16 protein-coding genes are annotated in these 19,858 nt (G+C 52.0%); 12 read left to right on the top strand and 4 right to left on the bottom strand.

Features of this window, described 5'->3' with window-relative positions:
- The first annotated feature begins 179 nt into the window (after positions 1–179).
- On the top strand, positions 180–1,472 hold the full coding sequence (locus QZP87_RS13345) for a diguanylate cyclase (RefSeq protein ID WP_291323415.1): 1,293 nt from the start codon (positions 180–182) through the stop codon (positions 1,470–1,472).
- 243 nt (positions 1,473–1,715) lie between these two features.
- Here the strand turns inward: QZP87_RS13345 and QZP87_RS13340 are convergent, their stop codons facing one another.
- The 3 genes from QZP87_RS13340 to QZP87_RS13330 all read right to left on the bottom strand — a co-directional run bounded on the left by QZP87_RS13340 (position 1,716) and on the right by QZP87_RS13330 (position 6,638).
- Positions 1,716–4,442, bottom strand: coding sequence for a bifunctional acetate--CoA ligase family protein/GNAT family N-acetyltransferase (locus QZP87_RS13340; protein ID WP_291323414.1), 2,727 nt, complete (start codon positions 4,440–4,442; stop codon positions 1,716–1,718).
- 481 nt (positions 4,443–4,923) lie between these two features.
- The gene (locus tag QZP87_RS13335) at positions 4,924–5,382 is read right to left on the bottom strand and encodes a small multi-drug export protein (RefSeq protein WP_291323413.1); all 459 of its coding nucleotides are present in this window, start codon (positions 5,380–5,382) and stop codon (positions 4,924–4,926) included.
- 98 nt (positions 5,383–5,480) lie between these two features.
- Positions 5,481–6,638, bottom strand: a complete 1,158-nt coding sequence (locus QZP87_RS13330) for a protoglobin domain-containing protein (RefSeq protein ID WP_291323412.1) — start codon at positions 6,636–6,638, stop codon at positions 5,481–5,483.
- A 332-nt stretch (positions 6,639–6,970) separates the two neighbouring features.
- Between QZP87_RS13330 and ruvB the strand changes: the two genes are divergently transcribed.
- Positions 6,971–7,930: a Holliday junction branch migration DNA helicase RuvB gene (ruvB, locus tag QZP87_RS13325; protein ID WP_291323411.1), complete on the top strand. Its 960-nt coding sequence runs from the start codon at positions 6,971–6,973 to the stop codon at positions 7,928–7,930.
- Positions 7,931–7,955: 25 nt separating this feature from the next.
- On the opposite strand, the gene QZP87_RS13320 is transcribed toward ruvB, so the two are convergent.
- Complete coding sequence (locus QZP87_RS13320) at positions 7,956–8,930, bottom strand: hypothetical protein (protein WP_291323410.1); 975 nt, start codon at positions 8,928–8,930, stop codon at positions 7,956–7,958.
- Between the two features lie 285 nt (positions 8,931–9,215).
- Between QZP87_RS13320 and ybgF the strand changes: the two genes are divergently transcribed.
- The 10 genes from ybgF (at position 9,216) to QZP87_RS13270 (ending at position 19,603) form a co-directional block, all read left to right on the top strand.
- A complete protein-coding gene (gene ybgF / locus QZP87_RS13315) occupies positions 9,216–9,959 on the top strand; it encodes a tol-pal system protein YbgF (protein WP_291323409.1) in 744 nt (247 codons plus the stop codon).
- Between the two features lie 50 nt (positions 9,960–10,009).
- On the top strand, positions 10,010–11,155 hold the full coding sequence (gene dprA, locus QZP87_RS13310) for a DNA-processing protein DprA (protein WP_291323408.1): 1,146 nt from the start codon (positions 10,010–10,012) through the stop codon (positions 11,153–11,155).
- An 88-nt stretch (positions 11,156–11,243) separates the two neighbouring features.
- Positions 11,244–11,594, top strand: coding sequence for a hypothetical protein (locus tag QZP87_RS13305; RefSeq protein ID WP_291323407.1), 351 nt, complete (start codon positions 11,244–11,246; stop codon positions 11,592–11,594).
- A gap of 25 nt (positions 11,595–11,619) precedes the next feature.
- Positions 11,620–12,471 carry an HDOD domain-containing protein gene (locus QZP87_RS13300; RefSeq protein WP_291323406.1) on the top strand — a complete coding sequence of 284 codons (852 nt, stop codon included), beginning with the start codon at positions 11,620–11,622 and terminating at the stop codon, positions 12,469–12,471.
- 3 nt (positions 12,472–12,474) lie between these two features.
- Complete coding sequence (locus QZP87_RS13295; protein ID WP_291323405.1) at positions 12,475–13,413, top strand: diguanylate cyclase; 939 nt, start codon at positions 12,475–12,477, stop codon at positions 13,411–13,413.
- Positions 13,382–14,341: a tyrosine recombinase XerC gene (locus tag QZP87_RS13290; protein ID WP_291323404.1), complete on the top strand. Its 960-nt coding sequence runs from the start codon at positions 13,382–13,384 to the stop codon at positions 14,339–14,341. Before QZP87_RS13295 ends, QZP87_RS13290 begins: the two co-directional genes overlap by 32 nt.
- A gap of 510 nt (positions 14,342–14,851) precedes the next feature.
- Positions 14,852–15,331 carry an Lrp/AsnC family transcriptional regulator gene (locus QZP87_RS13285; protein WP_291323403.1) on the top strand — a complete coding sequence of 160 codons (480 nt, stop codon included), beginning with the start codon at positions 14,852–14,854 and terminating at the stop codon, positions 15,329–15,331.
- 44 nt (positions 15,332–15,375) lie between these two features.
- Complete coding sequence (gene hemL / locus QZP87_RS13280) at positions 15,376–16,644, top strand: glutamate-1-semialdehyde 2,1-aminomutase (protein WP_291323402.1); 1,269 nt, start codon at positions 15,376–15,378, stop codon at positions 16,642–16,644.
- A 112-nt stretch (positions 16,645–16,756) separates the two neighbouring features.
- On the top strand, positions 16,757–17,230 hold the full coding sequence (locus tag QZP87_RS13275) for a cytochrome c3 family protein (RefSeq protein ID WP_291323401.1): 474 nt from the start codon (positions 16,757–16,759) through the stop codon (positions 17,228–17,230).
- A gap of 522 nt (positions 17,231–17,752) precedes the next feature.
- Positions 17,753–19,603 (top strand): hypothetical protein, encoded by a 1,851-nt coding sequence (locus tag QZP87_RS13270; protein ID WP_291323400.1) that lies wholly within the window; start codon positions 17,753–17,755, stop codon positions 19,601–19,603.
- The last annotated feature ends 255 nt before the right edge of the window (positions 19,604–19,858 follow it).

Raw genomic sequence — 19,858 nt, 5'->3', positions numbered from 1 at the left:
CGTGGGAACGTTTTTCGATCCAGCACTCACTTTTGACAATGGAGAAGTACCAGGTAAATAATAGTATTCAAAAGTGAGTGCTGGATCATTTTGGACGCGGAGCGTCCGAAGAATGTTCCCAAGGCAACGTATAGGTTATTATTACTTACTTCCTAAGCGCCTAAGACAGAGTGTAAAATATGGAAAATAATAAATCAGCTCCAGGTTTTTCCACAGATGAACAGGTGATTATAGTTGAGGACAGCAGAATTTTTGCTCACATCCTGAGGAATGCTGTTATTAATGAGCTTGGGACTGAAACTGTAGTCTGTTCATGCTATAAAGAAGCCCAGGATTATCTGGAGCATAATTCTCAGAATGTTTTTGCGGCCCTGCTTGATCTCAATCTTCCCGATGCCCCCTACGGCGAAATTGTGGATCTTGTAGTGGGCAAGGGTATTGCATCCATAGTTTTCACCGGTGAAGTATCCGACGACCTGCGGGATCGCATGTGGTCCAAGCATATTGTGGATTATATCCTGAAAGACAATCAACAGAATGTGCAGCAGGTTCTGGATGTTTTAAAGCGTCTGCGCCTCAATTCAGGGATAAAGATCCTTGTGGCGGACGATTCTTCCACCAGCAGAAAGATAATCCGGGATCTTCTCCAGGTCTGGAACTTTAAAGTACTGGAGGCCAGAAACGGCCGGGAAGCGCTGGATGTTCTCAACAGGCACGAAGGGATCAGACTCCTTCTGGCTGACTACAATATGCCGGTTATGGATGGTATGGAGATGGTCAAAGAGGCCCGCAGAAATTTTTCCAAAACCCGCCTTCCGATTATCGGCTTGTCCGGTGCTGGGGGCGCCACCACTTCGGCACACTTTCTTAAAGCCGGAGCAAACGATTATATGCACAAGCCTTTTCTGGCTGAAGAATTATACTGTCGTGTCCGACACAACCTGGAAACATCCGAATACATAATGACCATAAGAGACATGGCTGAAAAAGATTTTCTGACCGGCCTTCTCAACCGGCGCTCTTTTTTCAGTTCTGCGGGCAAACTTTTTGAAAATGCCCGGCGCGGCAATCTTCAGCTGGTGGTTGCCATGATGGACATCGATCATTTCAAGAGATGCAACGATCAATACGGTCATGATGCCGGCGACGAAGTGATTCGATATGTCGCAGACACCTTGCAGTCCACTGTGAGAAAGTCCGATCTGGTGGCGCGTTTTGGGGGTGAAGAATTCTGCGTGGTGGGGGTCAATATGAGACTGGACCACATTGAGACAGCCTTTGACAATATCAGGGAAGCCATAGAACAGTCTGTAATTACTGCAGGTGAATATCAGATCCGGGTGACGGTAAGCACAGGGGTTTGTTCAGCCTTGAAAGACAGTCTTGAGGAAATGATAACCTGCGCAGACGATCTTCTTTATAAAGCCAAAAACCAGGGCCGCAACCGGGTTGTGACTGACATTAGCTCCTAGGCTTTTTTCGCGACCCTGCGGGAGCATTCGACGTTTGTAAATTTCGATTGATCCACTCATTTGCCGCGTACTTTGCAAAGGCAGCCTTATTGGTTTCGTTACAGGAATTACTGTGCAGGTTCACAAAACTTCGCGTTTGTAATTTTGTATTTGTTCAGAAAAGGTGTCGCGGGGACTGTCCCCAGTCACGCCAGAGGTGTGATTCCTGCACCCCCTTGAATGGTTGCAACCAGGTTGTTTTTTCTAGTTGCGTACAATTCCGGCAGGACCGGACTTCACGGCCTGCTGCTGATTCAAATCCAGCTTCAGCAGGATTGTTTCAGGGTCCTCCGGATCTTTTTCCATCCTGAATCCGAATTTTTCGGCCAGAGCATGCATACCGGTATTCTCGCGCAGGGCATAGGCGGTAAGTTCCTGAAGCCCCCTATGCCTGCAGTACCTGATCATCTTATCCATGAGCAGTGTTCCCAGGCCCCTGCCTTTCAAGTCGCTGCGGACCACAATGGCGAATTCCCCACTTATATTGTCCGGATCAAAATAACAGCGAACCACTCCCAATGTCTCCCTGTGTGCTTCACCCTCTAAGGCGCTGGCTATAAATGCCATTTCCCGGTCATAGTCTATCTGAGTCAACTGGGCGAGCTGGGCATGGGAAAACTCATGCACAAATCCCATAAAGCGCAGCCTGAGATCCTCTGCTGTCAGACTCTCAACAAAATCCTGATGGCTGCGCTCATCTTCGGGGCGAATGGGTCTGATGATGAGCCGAAGCCCCGGGGAAAGCTCTGCATGCTCTTCCAGGTATCCGGGATAGGGCCTGATGGAGAGCCTCTTTTCTCCAGCAAATCCGGCTGAGGCGATACTGATGCGGGCATCCAGAACTACAGCCCCGCCGGCATCCGCCAGAATGGTTTTTAAAATGACTTCCTGGATTTCCGGCAAATCAATCACCAGGTGCGAGAGTTGCACCAGGATCAGCCGGACAGCCTGCATGTCGATTGCTGGTCTGTTTCCGCGGCCTGCCAGCAGACCTGAGATCCTGGTTTGCTTGATGATTTCCCCGGCCAGGGCCATGTTTAAAGGCGGCAAGCCCACTGCTACATCATTAAAGATTTTACCTGCAGTGTTCCCCAGACCGAAAAAAATCGCTGGGCCGAAAACAGGGTCCTGGATAACGCCTGCTGTAAGTTCGTGAGCTGTGGGTCGCCGAACCATCTTCTGCACAATAAAACCGTCCAGGCTTGCTTCCGGGCAGCCGGCAGCGAGCCTGGCCTGCATGGCCCTGGCTGCCTTCAAAACATCCCCGGAAGTCTCCAGGTCCAGAGCAAGCGCACCGGAATGCTTTTTGTCCTGAATATCCGGTGAAGAAATTTTCAAGGCCAGAGGAAAGCCCAGTTCTCTGGAGATCAGGGAGGCTTCCTGGGCATCCGCTGCCTGCCTGGTGGCCACCACAGGAATATTATAAATGGACAGAACTTCATTGGTTTCTGGAGCACTTAAACAGTTCCTGTTTTCATCCAGGGCATTTCTGACTATGGTCCCGGCCGCCCTGGAGTCGGGGATGAACTCATCGGGCACTGAGTCCGGGGTTTCCATGAGCAATTCCTGGTTGCGGCGATAGCGAACCATGTCCATGAAGAGCCTGGCGGCCTGATCCGGAGTCTCGTACGTGGGTATGCCGGCCAGGGCAAACATCCTCCTGGCCTGCGCCGCATCCTTTTCCCCCAGCCAGACGGCGATCACGTTTTTCCTGGTTCTGCCCAGGCTGTTGATGACTGCACCTGCTATGTCCTGGCTGCAGGCAAAAGCGGTGGGCACATGAATAACCATGATGGCATCCACGCTTTGATCCTGAATCAGTACCTCCAGGGCCCGGGAGTATGTCTCGCTGGATGCATGGTCAATGATGCGGACCGGTTCCTGGTGAGATAATTCGGCCTGCAAACCCTGCTGCAGATGCTGTCTGGTCTGATCCGAGAGTTGAGCAATCCTCCCGCCCCGGGCTTTCAAAACATCCCTGGCCATCATGGCAGGTCCGCCGCCGTTGCTTAATATGGCCAGTCTGTCCCCGCGCAAAGGCTTGTACCCGGCCATAGCCTCCACTGCATCAAAAAGTTCTGCCAGGTCAAAAACCCTTAACATGCCCGCCCTTCTAAATACTCCATCATATATATCGTCCGTACTGACCGGGCTGTCCATGTATGATGCATCCCCCCCTGCAGAGACACTGAATTTATCGCCCTTGATCACCACCAAAGGCTTGTTCCTGGAAGCGGAACGGGCTGCGGAAATAAACCTGCGGGCATTTCTAATGCTTTCCATGTACAATAAAATGGATGTAGAGTGCGGATCTCCTTTAAGATAATCGATGATATCCCCAAAATCTACGTCCAGACAATCTCCCAGGGAGATGAAATGAGAAAATCCTATACCCTTGGACCCGGCCCAGTCCAGAACAGCAGTACCCAGGGCGTCTGACTGAGACACAAAAGCTATTTTGCCCTGGGCTATATCAGTATGTCCAAAGCTGGCATTAAGACCTGACCGGGGGACAATTATCCCCAGGCAGTCTGGGCCCAGTATGCGCATTGAATGCCTGTATGCAGTTTCAGTCACGCTCTGCTGCAGGGTCCGCCCTGCTTCATCCTGCCGCCTGTTCAAGTCCCTGCTCATGATCACTGCTGTTTTCGTGCCTTTAACACCCAGTTCCTGCACAAACCCTGGTACAGTGCCCGGAGGGGTGCAGACCAGGGCCAGGTCAGGCACCAGAGGCAGTTCCTGCACACCGGGATAGGCCAGTACGCCCGAAACTGATTCGTATCTGGGATTAACCGGCAGGATGGGGCCTGGCAGTCCTCCCCTGAGCATATTGTGCATCACAACGGAACCAATGCTCCCGGGCCGGTTGGAGGCACCAATGACCGCGACAGATCTGGGCCGGAAAAGGGAATCCAGTTGCCTGAGACTCATTATATCCACCCTGGTATTCTGATTATTACAACTCTTTTATATTAAAACTTGAGAGTTCAAAGATCCTGGTTCTTCGTTCTTGGTTGTAAGAAATAAAGTCTATAAATTTGCATAGATGCCTGGTCTGGACCAAAAGATATTTTGATCTGCCCAAAAAGCCAATAAAAACAAACGATTACAAAAAAACTTTTGACTGTCCCGATTAAAACTTGACAGCGAAAAGATCTCTAGCAAAGTCCTGTGTTTACTAACGCAGACCATGCCCGCAACCCAAGATAATGCTGTGCTCTTATCCATCTTCCAAAATTTGTGCCAGGCGTCTGATGTGCGAAGTGAGCACGGGGACTGGCTCTCCCGGCATTTATTTTTCTAATCTGTTTCTTGTTCAATAAAAAATAAGTGCCGGGGAGAGCCAGTCCCCGGAGGTTAATAAATAAGTTTCGCTGTAGTGCTAAATAGATACTTTATATTTAATATGTATTCAGCCGGTTAAAAAACGCAGTCCTTCAATTCCGTAATATACTCCCATGGTCAGACCAGTGGTCCAGACCACAAGACTGATATTCATCCATACCAGGAGATCTTTTTTTGAAGTCCTGAAGGCCAGGGCAATGAGTACGGCCAGGTGGATCCCGGTAAGAGCCGGTGCCAGAAGGGACAGCCCCGGAAGGCCGTACCTGTTCCAGATTCTTAAAGCCCTCCTTTTGCGCCTGGAAGCAGGTCTTGCATAATCTTTTGCCTTGCCCGCCCTCCATTTCCGCCACATGTCGTAACCGTACACCAGAATAAATATCGGAGCGGTATTTCCAGCAAAGGCCAGGATGCCCACCAGCCAGGGATCGAGACCCATGGCCAGTGCTGCGGGTATTACCAGCAGAATCTCTATCCAGGGAATTGCTGAAAAGATAAAGACCAGAAGGTATTGCCACAAGGCTTCCATCAACTATCCCATGTCCGCCGGCATAAAAAACCTACCTGATGAATACCGACTTGATATTAGTTTCGCTCCAGTGTAAATTGCGCTTTAGTGTGAATCCCTCAAACCAGATCTCCCCTGGGCAGGCTCGCCAGGCAGACCACGCCGCCTTTGGCGACGGGATAGAGCATTATATTTCCCTTTACTTTCTGGGCCACCACCCTGGCTATGGGCAGGCCCAGCCCGGTGCCCATGGCCCGGGTGGAAAAAAAAGGCGTAAGCAGAGTCTCCATTTCATATGTTCCAGAGAGTTTGCCTGTATTAAAAATTTCCACCAGAACATACATGGCAGTCCCTGGGTCCAGGGAGGTCTGCACACTTATGACCGGTTTCTCAGGGTCCACAGCTTCAAAGGCATTGGCAAGCAGGTGCCTGAACATGAGGCGATACTCTTCAGGGTTTCCCAGCACCCGCCTTGCCATCGGCGCATAGCCGGTCTGCAGGTCCAGGCCCACAACGGGGTAGCGCTGCCTGCACTCATCCAGAACTTCCTGCAGCATTTCCTGCAAGAGTACAGGGGACCATGCCGACTGGCTATGGAAAACCTCATTGTAGCTGCTTACATCCTGGACCATTTTTTCCATGCGCCTGGACTCAGCCAGAATGGTGTTGTATGTGTCATGAGCCGCCCTGGCAGTAATTTCTTTACTGCGCTTGAGACGCATGATGCTGCCTCCGATAACGGTAATGGGATTTCTGATCTGGTGCGCGATACCCCTGATAACCTCACTGTCGCACTGAAAGGTGCTGGCTAAAAAGGCCTCGGTTTCAATGAGCAGGCAGAGATCCAGGGTTTTTTCCACTGCCTCCATGGCTTCCGCCCTTTCTTCCGGCGCTATGCTGCTGTTGATCACCTGGATGCAGAATCTTCTGGCAAGGCAATACCCCAGGTTTACAAACCTGTGATCCAGGTTGATGCGTACGTGGGTCATGCCGCTGTTCCACACCCAGCCAACAAAGGCCTGGTCGAAATCCCTGGTAAATATACCCTCGAACCACCTCTTCCAGATATCCTGCAGTTGTCCCGGGTACTCCTGCACCTCCAGGTATGGCCTGGTCTCTTCCATACCCCGGAAAAAATCTTCGAAATACCGGGCAAAATCCTCTTTATGGCTGGCAAGGATCACTCCGTGGCTTTTCAGCAGTTCTTGCGTCTCAGCATCAAAACCCAACTGTTGCTTTAAAAAAAGAAGTCTTTCCAGTGGAACCTGTTTACGCATACTTCCATCCTGTAATTATCAATAAAGCGGGCTACGCCCGCAACCCAGTTATCTGTTATTTGATAATTGTTAATAGGGTAAGGCAGTTAATCTAGGCTTTTGTTCTTCAACAATTAACAATTAACAATTAACTGATATCAATTTCTTTTTTTTGTGACAGGGTTTCAGGAGCCTAAAGGGCGGTGAGTCCTGCTGGAACTAGATTTCTCCCGGCCTGTCCGGCATCCTGATTGACCGGGAACATAACTGATGCTAATATATGCATCTGTACCATCTGCTTACCTTTGACCCTTTACTGCTGCATTCACAGCGCTGGAAAGCATTATCTGATTATGACCGACAAGCCCAATGATGAACAAGTAAGACCCCAGAGCCTGGACCAGTTTATCGGACAGAAGGATGTGCGCTCCAACCTCAAGGTCTACCTGGGGGCCGCTCTGGAAAGAGGCCTGCACCTGGACCACACTTTGCTGTACGGCAATCCCGGCCTGGGAAAGACCACCATGGCCAGGATCCTGGCCGCGGAACTGGGAGTAAATATTATCTGTACCACCGGACCGGTACTGGAGAGAAGCGCCGACCTGGCCGCCATACTAACCAATCTCAACAGGCAGGACGTCCTTTTCATAGATGAAATTCACCGTATGCCGGCTTCCGTGGAAGAGATCCTTTACCCCGCCCTGGAGGATTTCAAACTGGACCTTATCCTGGGACAGGGTCCCGGGGCCAGGACCGTCAAGATCGACCTGGAACCCTTTACTCTGGTGGGGGCGACTACCAGAATCGGTCTTTTAACTTCGCCCCTTCGGGACCGTTTCGGGGTCATCTGCCGCCTGGACTTTTACTCCCCTTCAGAACTGGCCACTATAGTAGAGCGCTCCGCAAGAATCCTGGGCATCAATATCTCCCCCGACGGCGCCCTGGAAATTGGCAAACGCTCCAGGGGCACCCCCAGAATCGCCAACCGTCTGCTGCGCAGGGTGCATGATTTTGCCGTAGTGGGCCGCCAGAAAGTAGTCGACTCACATGCGGCCTCCAGTGCCCTGAAGCGTATGGACGTGGACCCCCTGGGGCTGGACCAGATGGATCGCAAAATCCTGGAGTGTATCATCCGCCAGTTCGCCGGGGGTCCTGTAGGCGTAAAGACCGTGGCAGTGGCATGCTCTGAAGAAGTCCGTACCCTGGAAGACATTTACGAGCCCTACCTGATCCAGTGCGGATTCCTGAAGCGCACACCCAGGGGCAGGGTGGCCACCCCCCGGGCCTACGAACACCTCAACCTCCAGGCTTGAAGAATCAAACACCCCCATACTCCAATCACCACATCCTGATACGACCGGAAGCCCAGTCCTCCACTTCCTGCATCCATTCCCTCATAAACGTACTCAAGACTTCACCTTCCCCTGCCATGTCCGCCACTTCCAGGTAAGTTACCAGCCTGACCCCCAGGATCAACAAAACGAAAACAGGACAAACCAGGATGGCCGCCTTGTTGCGCAGAGGATGGGGACTGCGGGCTATGCGTACAAAAAGAAGCACTACAGGAACCATAAAAAGCACAAACAGCGCCCCTGGCAATATGAGGTGATCCGGCAAAAACACTTCCCGGGTAACGAGGTACAGCCACACGCAGGTCAAAGGGGAAACCACAGCGAAAAAAACGCCCCACCTGGCTGTAAAACCCAGGGAAAAACGGTAATAATCCCTGCCGAAATCATCACGGTTTCTCCGGTATAGAAGATACAAGAGCCCCATGGCAGACCCGGCCATGGCAGAAAGCAGGTAAACCTGGACCATGATGGGCCAGAAGACTGATACCGGTTCAGGGTATACCGGTGAAAGGGGGTCCAGTTCCCGCCATACGGCCCATATAAGCATCCCGGCAAAAAGCATGCAGGCAATCACGCCTACCGTCCCCAGCAACAGGTGCAGCCACTTGAAGCGGCCTAAAAAATTCCATGCCAGGCAATACACCCCGAAAAACAGTAAAGAAACCAGGCAGAAATATATCCCGGACTCCCAGAATACGTGGTGCTTCAGCCAAATATCAGCTTCAGGAAAGTAGTAGTGGCTGGCCCCCATTAATGCGGCGCAGGCCAGGGATATTGCCAGGATAAACAATAAGCCCAGATTGGCGAACTGCCGGGCCAGCTTGAAGGTGAAGACCTTTTTTCGCGCAATTCCTGTCATGTAGCTAAGCAGGGACATGGCGGGAATACCCGCAAAACATGCCAGAATAAAATACAGCACTGCCGGGGTCAATATGTCTTGTATTGAAATGAAAAGCTGCATGCAGATTCTCCGTTAAAGCTCATTTTATCCGGTGGATTCTGCCCCAAAAGTGCTTTACTGGCAAGGATATAAATCCAGGCATTTAACACTGCAGCGAAACTTAAAACTACAGCTACACTTTGTGTTAATTTTTGCCCGTGCTTGCCTTAAACGGCAAAAGAGCCAGTCCCCGGAGGTCAATAAATAAGTTTAGCTGCAGTGTTAATCTCCTTGAAAAACCCTTTCTTTTGAAGTAACCTGAAATTATTACATCCTGCAACTTCAAACACCACTCAGGAGAAAAATATGGTCCTCAGGTTTCTCCCTGCTTTACTGATCCTGCTTTTTACCGCCGGTTGCTCAACAAAATTTTTTTCTGACCCGGAAAAACCGCATGATATCCATGCCAGACTGCAAAGCCTGGAAGACAGGATCCAGGAACAACAGATTGATATAAAACACCTGCAGACCGGCTTTCAAAACCTGCAGCAGGACACTGAAAAGTTGCGTAACCAGACCGCCTTGCGCCTCATGGACCTGGAGATGCAGCTGGAGCGCGAAGATTTTATCCCCGGCCTGCCTCCTGAAGACCTGGAACCGGAGCCTGAAGAAGAACTGCCTGCCCCCCCACCTGATCCTGTAGAAGAAAAAAAAGACCCACCCCCCCCTGTCCATGACCATCGTCAAGCTTACAACGAGGCCCTGCAGCTCTACTACCAGGGAAAAGCCCGGGAGGCCCGGGAGGCCTTTAGAAACTTTATCAACAACCACCCGGACAGCCCTCTACTCCCCAATGCCTGGTACTGGAAGGCAGAGACGTTTTACATGAAAGAAGAATACCCCCGGTCCATACTGACCTTCAGGCAGGTTCTGGAAAATTTCCCGGATGACCCCAAGGCTCCGGACGCCCTTCTGAAAATAGGATACGCCTACAAGCGCCTGGATGATGATACAAATGCCCGGTTTTATCTTCAGGTTCTCCAGGAAGACTACCCGGAAAGCAACTCCGCCGCCAAGGGCATGGAGATGATTGATTCTTTGCGGGATTGAATCCTTGCTTTGCCCCGGTCACCGCTGTCTCATTTCAAGGAATACAAGCAGTGCTCAATTATACCAGATCAGACGAGATATGGGCATGCCTGGCCTTGTCCAATACCAGAACCCTGGGATGTAAAACCTGGCAGAAAATCCTGGAAGTTTTCCGCTCCCCGGCCCAGGCCCTGGCCAACAGCAGTCACTGGGCTGAGATGGGGCTGGTGACACATACTCAGGCTGGACAATTTAAATCCCGGCAGTGGGAACCTGCCGCAGCAGTAGCATTTGAGCGCATTCAATCCGGCCGGGAACAAGTCCTCATCTGGTCCGACCCGGAATACCCCGAGACTTTGCGCCATATTGCCGGACCTCCCATTTTGCTGTACTATCTTGGAAATATCGCCCTGGTGCAGGGGCCTTGCCTGGCAGTGGTGGGTTCCAGAAACAGCACGGCTTACGGCCGCGAAATGGCCTTTCGCATCTGCAGGGAACTATCCAGCAAAGGCCTTACCATTGTCTCTGGATTTGCTGAAGGAATAGACAGGCAGGCCCACAAGGCCGCCCTGGAAGGACCGGGAAGTACCATAGCGGTCCTGGGCACCGGCATTGATCTCATTTATCCGGCGGTCAACCAGGACCTGTGGATGCACGTGCGCGAAAGAGGCCTTATCGTGTCCGAGTTTCCCAGGGGGACCAAGCCCGAAGCGCACAACTTTCCCTACCGCAACCGCATCATCAGCGGCCTGTCACTGGGAGTGCTGGTCATGCAGGCCGCCCTCAAAAGCGGCAGCATGCTCACGGCTGGTTATGCCCTGGAACAGGGCAGGGAAGTCTTTGCCATGCCCGGCCCTGTGAACCAGAACAGCTTCACCGGTTGCAACCATCTGATCAGGCAGGGGGCACTGCTGGTACAGTCTGATCAGGATATCCTTGAAGCCCTGCAGCCCAGGCTGAAAATACACCTGCAGCAGGAGACCGGAACCGGACCTGTTCTGCAGGCTCTACCTGAGCCGCAGTTGCCTCCCGACCTGAGCAGCGATGAAAAATCATTAGCCGTGGAGATTGCAAACCGGGAAAGAGTGCATATTGATGAGTTGACTCAGAAGCTGAACCTGACCCCTTCCAGGATCAACCAGCTTCTGGTAAACCTTGAGATCCGTGGGGTGGTTAAAAGAGAGCCTGGAATGTATTATAAGCTCATGAAGAATTAGTTCTTAACACTACATCTGACGCGGGCTGTGCCCGCAACCCCAATGGTTCGCGGATTATTTCCAAGAACAGGGCGATTCTGGAGTTAAATTGCAAAAGATACCTCTGAATCTGGCCAGGCCGGGAATGGTGCTGGAAAAACCCCTACTGCGCGACAACGGGCAGGTCCTGTTGGGTCCGGGTACAAAACTAACTGACTCTACCCTGCAAAGGCTGGAAAGAATGGAGGTACAGTGGGTTACAGTGCAGGGCAACCCGGTCAAAATTGAAGGACAAGGGCAAGGGTCTTACCATGACCGGATAAAGGCCCTGGACAGCCTTTTCAGGCAGCACCAGGAAGACCCCTGGATGATGAAAATCAAAAAATTTTTTCGAGGATATTTTAAGCGTAAAGCTATGCAGGAAGGCTCAGCTCCGGGACCAGACTCCGATACTCAGTAAAATCAACCCCCGGGTCAGGATAAATATGCAGGACCTTTATTTGGAAAATAAGAACAGGATCCTTTCGGTCAAGGACCTGCCTACCTTACCCGCTGTACTGGATGAGGTAACAGAGCTGGTGCAGGACCCCGGTTCCTCTATAGATCAGATAGCCAAAGTGATTTCAAAGGACCAGGTTCTGTCGGCCAAGGTCCTGAAAATGGTGAATTCACCTATTTATGGCTTCCCCCGCCGGATTGGAACCATCCAGCACGCCCTGGTGCTTCTGGGCTTCAACGTCATTCGAGGCCTGATAATCAGCAACTCTGTATTTGACATCATGACCAAAAACATGGTGGGGCTCTGGGAACACAGCCTGGGATGCGCTATTGCCTGCGCCGGAATAGCCAGGGAAGCCGACCTCAAGGATCCTGAAGAATATTCCGTGGCCGGGTTGCTGCACGACCTGGGCAAACTGGTGAGCATCATCCAGTTGCCGGAAATCAAGGAAGAGGTGGATGCCCTGGTCCAGGAAAAGGATATCACCTATTATCAGGCTGAAAAGGAAGTCATGGGCTTTGCCCATGACCGAATAAACGCCTGGTTGGCGGACCACTGGAACCTGCCCCTGCGATTGCGCGAGGGCCTGGTCTGGCATCACAGACCCAAATCCGCCCAGCACTATCCTGAGGTGGCCTGCGTGGTGCATCTGGGTGATTTTCTGGCCAGAATTTTCCAGGTGGGCAACAGCGGAGATGACCAGGTAAACTACCTGGACAAGTACGTTTTCAAAGTGCTTAATCTCCACCAGGACAAGCTGGAAAAGGCCATTGAACACCTGGACAGCGAACTCGTGGAACTAAGAGGCTTCAGCCCGGTGGCAACTGAAGGGGGCTAAGGCATGCCGAAGCTTGAAAACCATATATTTCTGATCTCTGCAGATGCAGAGCTGTATACACTGCTTAAATCCACCTGTTCCTATGCCCATTGGACAGTTTTTGAACGTGGACGGGGGGCTATAGAGCTTCTTTTCAACAATCCCCCTGACCTTTTGATTGTAGACAGCAGGATGCCGGACCTGCAGGGCATGGAGCTGATCAGGATATTTAAGAGCGAGAATGTATACCGCCAGGTACCTGTAGTTATCTGCCTGGACAGAGAAGAAGTAGCCGCTGGTCCGGATCTGGCGGCCATAGAGGTGGATGATTTCCTGGTAAAACCCCTGGACGTGGATGAAAGCAGGCTGCGCCTGGAACTGATAATGGCCAGGGCATCCTGGGAACTGGACGCCAATCCCTTGACCAAGCTTCCGGGCAATACTTCCATCATTCACAAGATCCAGGACATGCTGGACAGAAAGCTGGAGTTCGCACTGGCCTACGCTGACCTGGACAACTTCAAGTCCTTCAACGACAAGTACGGCTTTTCCAGGGGTGACGAAGTCCTTATGATGACCGCCCGGGTAATCGTCAACACCATCCGGGCCTTTGCAGGTATGGAATCCTTTGTGGGCCACGTAGGAGGCGACGACTTTGTTTTCATAGTACCCCCGGACAAGGCTGAAAGCGTCTGCGCCATGCTGGTCCAGAATTTTGACAGCATAGTGCCCAATTTTTACGACCCTCAAGACTTAAAACAGGGAGGCATTCACTCCAGCACCCGGGACGGACGGGCTAGTTTTTTCCCCTTAATGGCCATATCCATTGCCGTGATCTTCAACAGAAACGGCGAGCTGACTCACTACGGTGAAGCTTCGGAAAAGGCCATGAATCTCAAGAGCGTAGCCAAAAAAGAACCTGGAAGCTCCTATGTCCTTGACCGCAGACAACCTTCCGGATGAAATCCTGGCCTTTCTGGCCCACCTGGATGTGGAAAAAGGCTTTGCCGGGGCAACCCTGGAGGCTTATTCCCAGGATCTTCTGCAATGGGAAGAGTTTCTACAATCCACAAACAAGACCTGTGCCAGCCCCGGGGAAGTTGTCAGGGCGGACGTACACGCATTTCTGGTGCATATGCACAACCAGGGCCTGGCCAAATCCTCCATGGCCCGCAAGCTCTCCAGCCTGCGATCTTTTTTCCGGTTTCTACTGAAAAACAAAACCATCCGGCAAAACCCCTGTACCGGGGTGAAAAATCCCAAACAGGAAAAGCCCCAGCCCGGGGTTCTGAATGTTGACCAGGCGTTGGAACTGGTCCAGGCCGAACTGGAACCAAGCCCCAGGAACCTTCGCGACCTTGCTCTGGCAGAGGTCCTGTATGGCTCGGGACTGCGGGTGAGCGAGGCCCTGGGTCTGGACCTGGACGACGTGGATCAGGGCCAGAGGCTGGTCCGGGTCCAGGGTAAGGGACGCAAGGAAAGGCTGGCCTTTCTGACGCAGCCCGGCCTGGAAAGGCTGGTTCAATACATTGCCCAGCGTCGGGCCTTTGAACCCGGTATCCGCGAAAAAGCCCTTTTTCTGGGCATGCGGGGCAACCGCCTGCACCGCAGGCAGGCCGCCAGGATCATCCAGCGCCTGGGACTGATCTTTGCCAGGGCCCAAGGGGTCAGCCCACACACTCTGCGCCACAGCTTCGCCACCCACCTGCTGCAGGCCGGGGCGGACCTGCGTATCGTGCAGGAACTGCTGGGGCACAGCCGCATTTCCTCCACCCAGCGTTACACCCACTTGAACCTGGACCAGGTCATGCGCACCTACGACAGTGCCCACCCCCTGGCCAAGGGCCCGGTCAAAACCCCGGGTAAGCATTCAGGGGATCCTCAGTGGTAGTTCCTGGCACCAGGCCTGGAGACTGTCCCCCGCTAAGTACTTGCAGTGCAGGTTCACAATACTTCGCGTCTGTTATTTTGTATTTGTTCAGATAAGGTGTCGCGTGGACTGTCCCCAGTCACGCCAGAGGCGTGATTCCAGCACCCCCTGAATGCTTACAACCCCGGCCCAGGGATAAAGGCTTGATTCCGGGTATAAAAAACGCTAAAAAACATAATATACGCACAGCATCGGCGACAGGTATCTGTTTAGCGCTTTTAAGGAAAGCAGGGGACAGGCACTCCGGGACCCACTTGAGCATTTATTTGTGCTCAAAATGACTCATTTTCTGGGACAAGTGGGTCCCGGAAGAGCCAGTCCCCATGCCACATTCATAGCGCTAAACAGATACTTTTTCTGAAGGATGATTGACAGGTTTTAATAATAAGTGCGGGGAGAGCCAGTCCCCATGCCACATCCAAAGCGCTGAACAGATACGGCGACAGAAACTTTTATAAAGGTGCATGCATCATGACTCCCGTGGAATTTTCACAGCAGGAAATTGAAGTTCTGCGAATCGTGCAGGCTGATCTGCCCGATTCTCAGTCCCCCTTTGCCGATATCGCCTCCAGGGTGGGCTTATCGGAGAATGAGGTCCTGGATCTCCTGCGGGGACTCAAAGAACGTGGCATTATCCGCAGGTTCGGCGCAACCCTCAGGCACCAGCAGGCCGGGTACGGCCACAACGCCATGGTGGCCTGGTACGTGGAGCAGGACCAGGATATCAGCCATATCGGCCGCACCATGTCCAACCGCCCGGAGATCACCCATTGTTACCAGCGCATCAACTGCATGGACTGGCCCTACAACCTTTATACCATGGTCCACGGCCGCAGCCCGGAACACTGCTGCCGGGTTGTTCAAGAACTTGCCGGTGAAACGGGGGTGAACCAGTTCGAAATGCTTTTCAGCTACAGGGAACTCAAAAAAACTTCCATGAGGTATTTTTAGAGTTTCAGTCTTCACATAAAAACATAACTGCATCGAGGTGATCTATGAGCATTTCACAGGATCTTTTCAACACTGCCAGGGAACTGATTCCCGGAGGAGTAAACAGCCCTGTAAGGGCCTGCGGCAGCGTAGGCATGCATCCCCTCTTCATCGCCAGGGCTGACGGCCCTTATATCTATTCCCAGGAGGGGGATGCATTCATCGATTATGTCATGTCATGGGGTCCCATGATCCTTGGGCACAACCACCCCGCGGTCAAGTCCGCCCTGGAAAAGGCCCTGGGAAACGGCGCCAGCTTCGGGGCTCCCTGCGAGGCCGAAGTAGATCTGGCCCGGGAAATCACCAGTGCCCTGCCCGGTGTGGACATGGTCCGCATGGTCAATTCCGGAACCGAAGCCACCATGTCCGCCCTGCGTCTGGCCCGGGGTCATACCGGGCGCAGCAAGGTGATCAAATTCACCGGATGTTACCATGGACACGTGGACGCTTTTCTGGCCAGCGCAGGATCCGGGGCTGCCACCCTGAGCATTCCAGGCACACCGGGGGTCCCCGCGGAAGTGGTCTCCCAGACTCTCCTGGCTGACTACAACAATCTGGAACAGGTCCAGGAGCTATTCTCTGAAAACGGGGAAGAGATAGCCGCCGTATTCGTGGAGCCTGCAGCCGGCAATATGGGGCTTGTGCCTCCTGAACCTGGCTTTCTGGAAGGCCTGCGCAAACTGGCTGACCAGTACGGTGCTCTGCTGGTTTTTGACGAGGTCATAACCGGTTTCAGGCTCTCCTATGCCGGTGCTCAGGGCTATTACAATGTGGTTCCGGATCTCACATGCCTGGGCAAAATCATCGGAGGAGGCATGCCCGTGGGCGCTTATGGGGGTAAAAAGGAAATCATGCAGAAAATGGCCCCGGTGGGCGATATCTATCAGGCCGGGACCCTGGCCGGCAATCCCCTGGCCATGTCCGCAGGCATTGCCACCCTGCAGACTCTCCAGAAGATGGATTATGATACCCTGGAGCATAAAACCCGGGAAATGGGTCTGGAACTGAAGAAAATCCTGGAAGAAAAGGGACTGCCGATTCAGCTTAATCAACTGGCTTCCATCATGACCCTGTTTTTCTGCGAGCAGCCTGTGAAGGATTTCACATCCGCCAAAAACTCGGATCAATCTCTGTTTTGCAAGTTCTACTCCGGGATGCGGAAGCAAAAAATTTATCTGGCCCCTTCCAACTTTGAGTGTACTTTCAATTCCTTCGCCCATGGCTCCAGGGAGTGGGAACGTACTCTGGAAGCCGCCCACAATCTCAAATTCTAATAAAACCAAACATTCAAGACTCTTCTTGACAACCTCTTGTATTGGGTATATCAAGGAGGTCAGGTTGTGCTTTTTTTTACAATGTTAAAGGTATAAGGAGGTGTTGAAAATTATGAGGAAATCCATTGTTATCGGTATGATCTGTGCTTTTTTTGTGGGCTTCGTACTGCTGCCCAGCCTCTACGCTGGACTGACCGAGCGACATGAGAGACTGGACCAGGACATGGAGTACGAGTTCGGCACATATGCTGACGAATGGCTGCTTTATGCTCCCGAGGAGTACGGAGAAATGAGAGAGGCCCCGTCACCCTTCTCCCACACTGTGCATGGAGACTTTGACTGCGGCGAATGCCACCATGACGCTGAAGGGGAGCCCTGGGACGGTACTTACGAGATCAAGGGCTGTATGAGCGAGGGCTGTCACGACATGGCTGTGGCTGAAGAGCCCCAGGACAGAAGAGACATCAGGTACTTCTACAAGGCCTATCATGACCTGTGCATGACCGGCTGCCACCGCGACCTGGCCAGGGCCGGCGAAGAGTCCGGGCCTACAGCATGTCCTGAATGTCATCCCAAAGATGAGTAACTTCTAATTATTCCAGTAAAAGAGGGGGCCTTGCCCCCTCTTTTTTTTGGTGGAAGCCCTTTTTCCCATCCCTCACGAAATTATGCACCTTGTATTATCACTACAGCGACACTTTATATAAATTTTTGCCTCGGCTACCGGGGACAGGCACCCGGCACTTATTTCAACAACACGCCATTTTTGCGGCAAAGCCTACCACTACAGAGAAACTTCAAAAATTTATAACCTGTCTCAACTGGGGACAGGCATCCCGCACTAATTTATCAAAATTTGTCAGTCTTCTGTCAGAAAAATAAGTGCGGGGAGCCAGTCCCCGTGCTACATGCAAAACGCTAAACAGGTACTGTTTTTTTATTCTCACCATGCCTTTGGAACCCCTTGCTTTTACCCCCTATGTCCAGTATAATAGCCGAAAAATCACGGGCAACACCCTAAAGCCTTCATTCAAGGGACCAGTATGCCGGCCCTCAATTATTATTCACATCCAAAAATTATTGCAACTTGCTGACCAAGGCGGTGCAGATGGCTGAAAAACAGAAAAAAGAACATTGGGATGAGGAAGTAATCGACCTGACGGAAGTAATCGAAGAGGGAGATCCCGAGATAATCAAATCCTCCCGGGAAGCCCCCGGGAAATCTTCTAAAGAGCCTGATGAGGATTTCGATGATGATTTAAAGGACCTTTTTGACAGTCTGGATGATGATGAGGATGCAGTACAGGACCAGGAGACTGATGACCTGGACAAGGAATTCGAGGACCTTTTCAAGGATCATGACCAGGAGGATGCCCAGGAAGTGAGTTCTTCAGAGCATGATTCCGAAGCCGACAACTATATAAATGAGTTGTTGCAGGAAAGCACTGAGGATTCCCAGAATAAACAGGCAAAGACCGGCTCCAGTGCGGACCCCGAGCTAAATCATCTTTTTGATGATGAAGCAGTACAGGAAGAAAAGGCCCGGAAATCTCAACCTGATGAAGAAGACTTATCCGGGGATGAAACTCCTGAGCCTTTAGAGAAGCAAGAAGAACAAGTCCCTGAAGACAGGTCCGCACCCGAGACTGAGTTGGAACCCGATGCTAAACAGGAAGTAAAGCCGGAACCTGCGCCGGAACCTGAAGAACCTATCCTTGAAAAACCCGTGGGTGATAAACAGGAACCTGAACCCGTGACTGGACCTGAATCCACTGAAGAACCTGCAACACAGGCCGAACCGCAAACTGCGCCTGATCCCCGGCAGTCTCCCGGCCTGGAACCCGCTCCTGCCCAGACTTTAACCCGGCCTGAGAAGGATGTACCAGACGGTGTGGAGCATCTGGCACAGCAGATGGAAGACATGCAGGAGCAACTACACAGGCTGCAGGAGCAACTCCAGACCGTGGAGGATGAATTTTCCAGCCGGGTCCTGCAAACCCTGGAAGAAAAAGGCTCAGAACTGGGATTTATCCAGGATATTATCCCGAAAATCACTGACCAGGCCCTGGAAAAAGCCAGGGGGGAAATACATGAAAAACTGGAAACTTTTCGCGAAAATGATTTGCAGGATATATTTTCCAGGCTGAATTCCCTTGAAGAACAGGTAGCAGGGATTCAGATTCCTGACATTCAGGCACTGCAGGCCCGGATGGAGCAAAAGATCGATGAAATGGCCCCAAGCGCCCCGGAAGCACCGGAAGAGATTACTGAAAAAGATTTCGACCCGGGGGAATTCAGGCAGCAACTATACCACGACATGGAAAAAAAAATCCAGGAACTAAGCCCCGGCATCACTGACAACGCAGTCCAGAGGGTCCGGGAACAGCTGCAGCAGGACCTGGATTCCCTGCGCCAAAACGAGCTGCAGGACTTAAACGAAAGGATTAAAATCCTTGAGGATCAGCTGGGCAGCCTGGATATCCCGGATATTCAGGCCCTCAGAGATGAGCTGGAAAAAAAAATCAATAATGCATTAAACTCCGCCCGGTCCTCTCAGGAGCAGGCCCCGGACCTGACCAGCCTGAAAGATGAAGTGGTCCGGAGCATGGAAAGCCGCATCCAGGAGCTTGTATCAACCTGGCAGAGTGAAAAGAAATCCCTGGCCATGGAACTGGAGAACGCGCTGACCTACTGGGGCAAAATGCAGGAAAAACTTACTGAACTGAGCCAGGACATAGGAGAGATAAAGGACAGACAAAAACAGCCTGATCCTGAACTGCAGGAAAAAATTGACTCCCTTAACCAGGCTTCAGTCAGCAGGGAAGACCTCCGCCACCTGGCATCCCAGCTGAGATACGAACTGGAAGAGCTGGTTCAGAAACAGGTACCGTCTGCAGCCGCCGGTGTTATCCGGGAAGAAATCATGGCCATGTTGCAGGAGGATCAGGAACAGGAATAGACTACATAATATATGTTTGTTCCTCGACCCTGCGCGGAAAAAGAGGCCCATTCGGGGCAAAAGAGACTGCCCACGGAATACACGGAATTTCACGGAATATGCGTTGCTTCGCAACGCTTTAAAACTTCCGTGCCCTTCCGTGTGTTCCGTGGGCATAACCTCTTGGCTTTCTTTAAAAATGAAACAACATGTTTGTTTGAAATTTGTGCTAAGCGCCTACAAACATGCAAGCAAGCAAGGATTTTTTTCTTTTTT

It is taken from the genome of Desulfonatronospira sp. (genome assembly GCA_003563255.1).
In the GTDB taxonomy this organism is placed as follows: domain Bacteria; phylum Desulfobacterota; class Desulfovibrionia; order Desulfovibrionales; family Desulfonatronovibrionaceae; genus Desulfonatronospira.
Note: the sequence above shows the minus strand (reverse complement) of the source record. Positions and strands in the feature narration are given on the sequence as shown.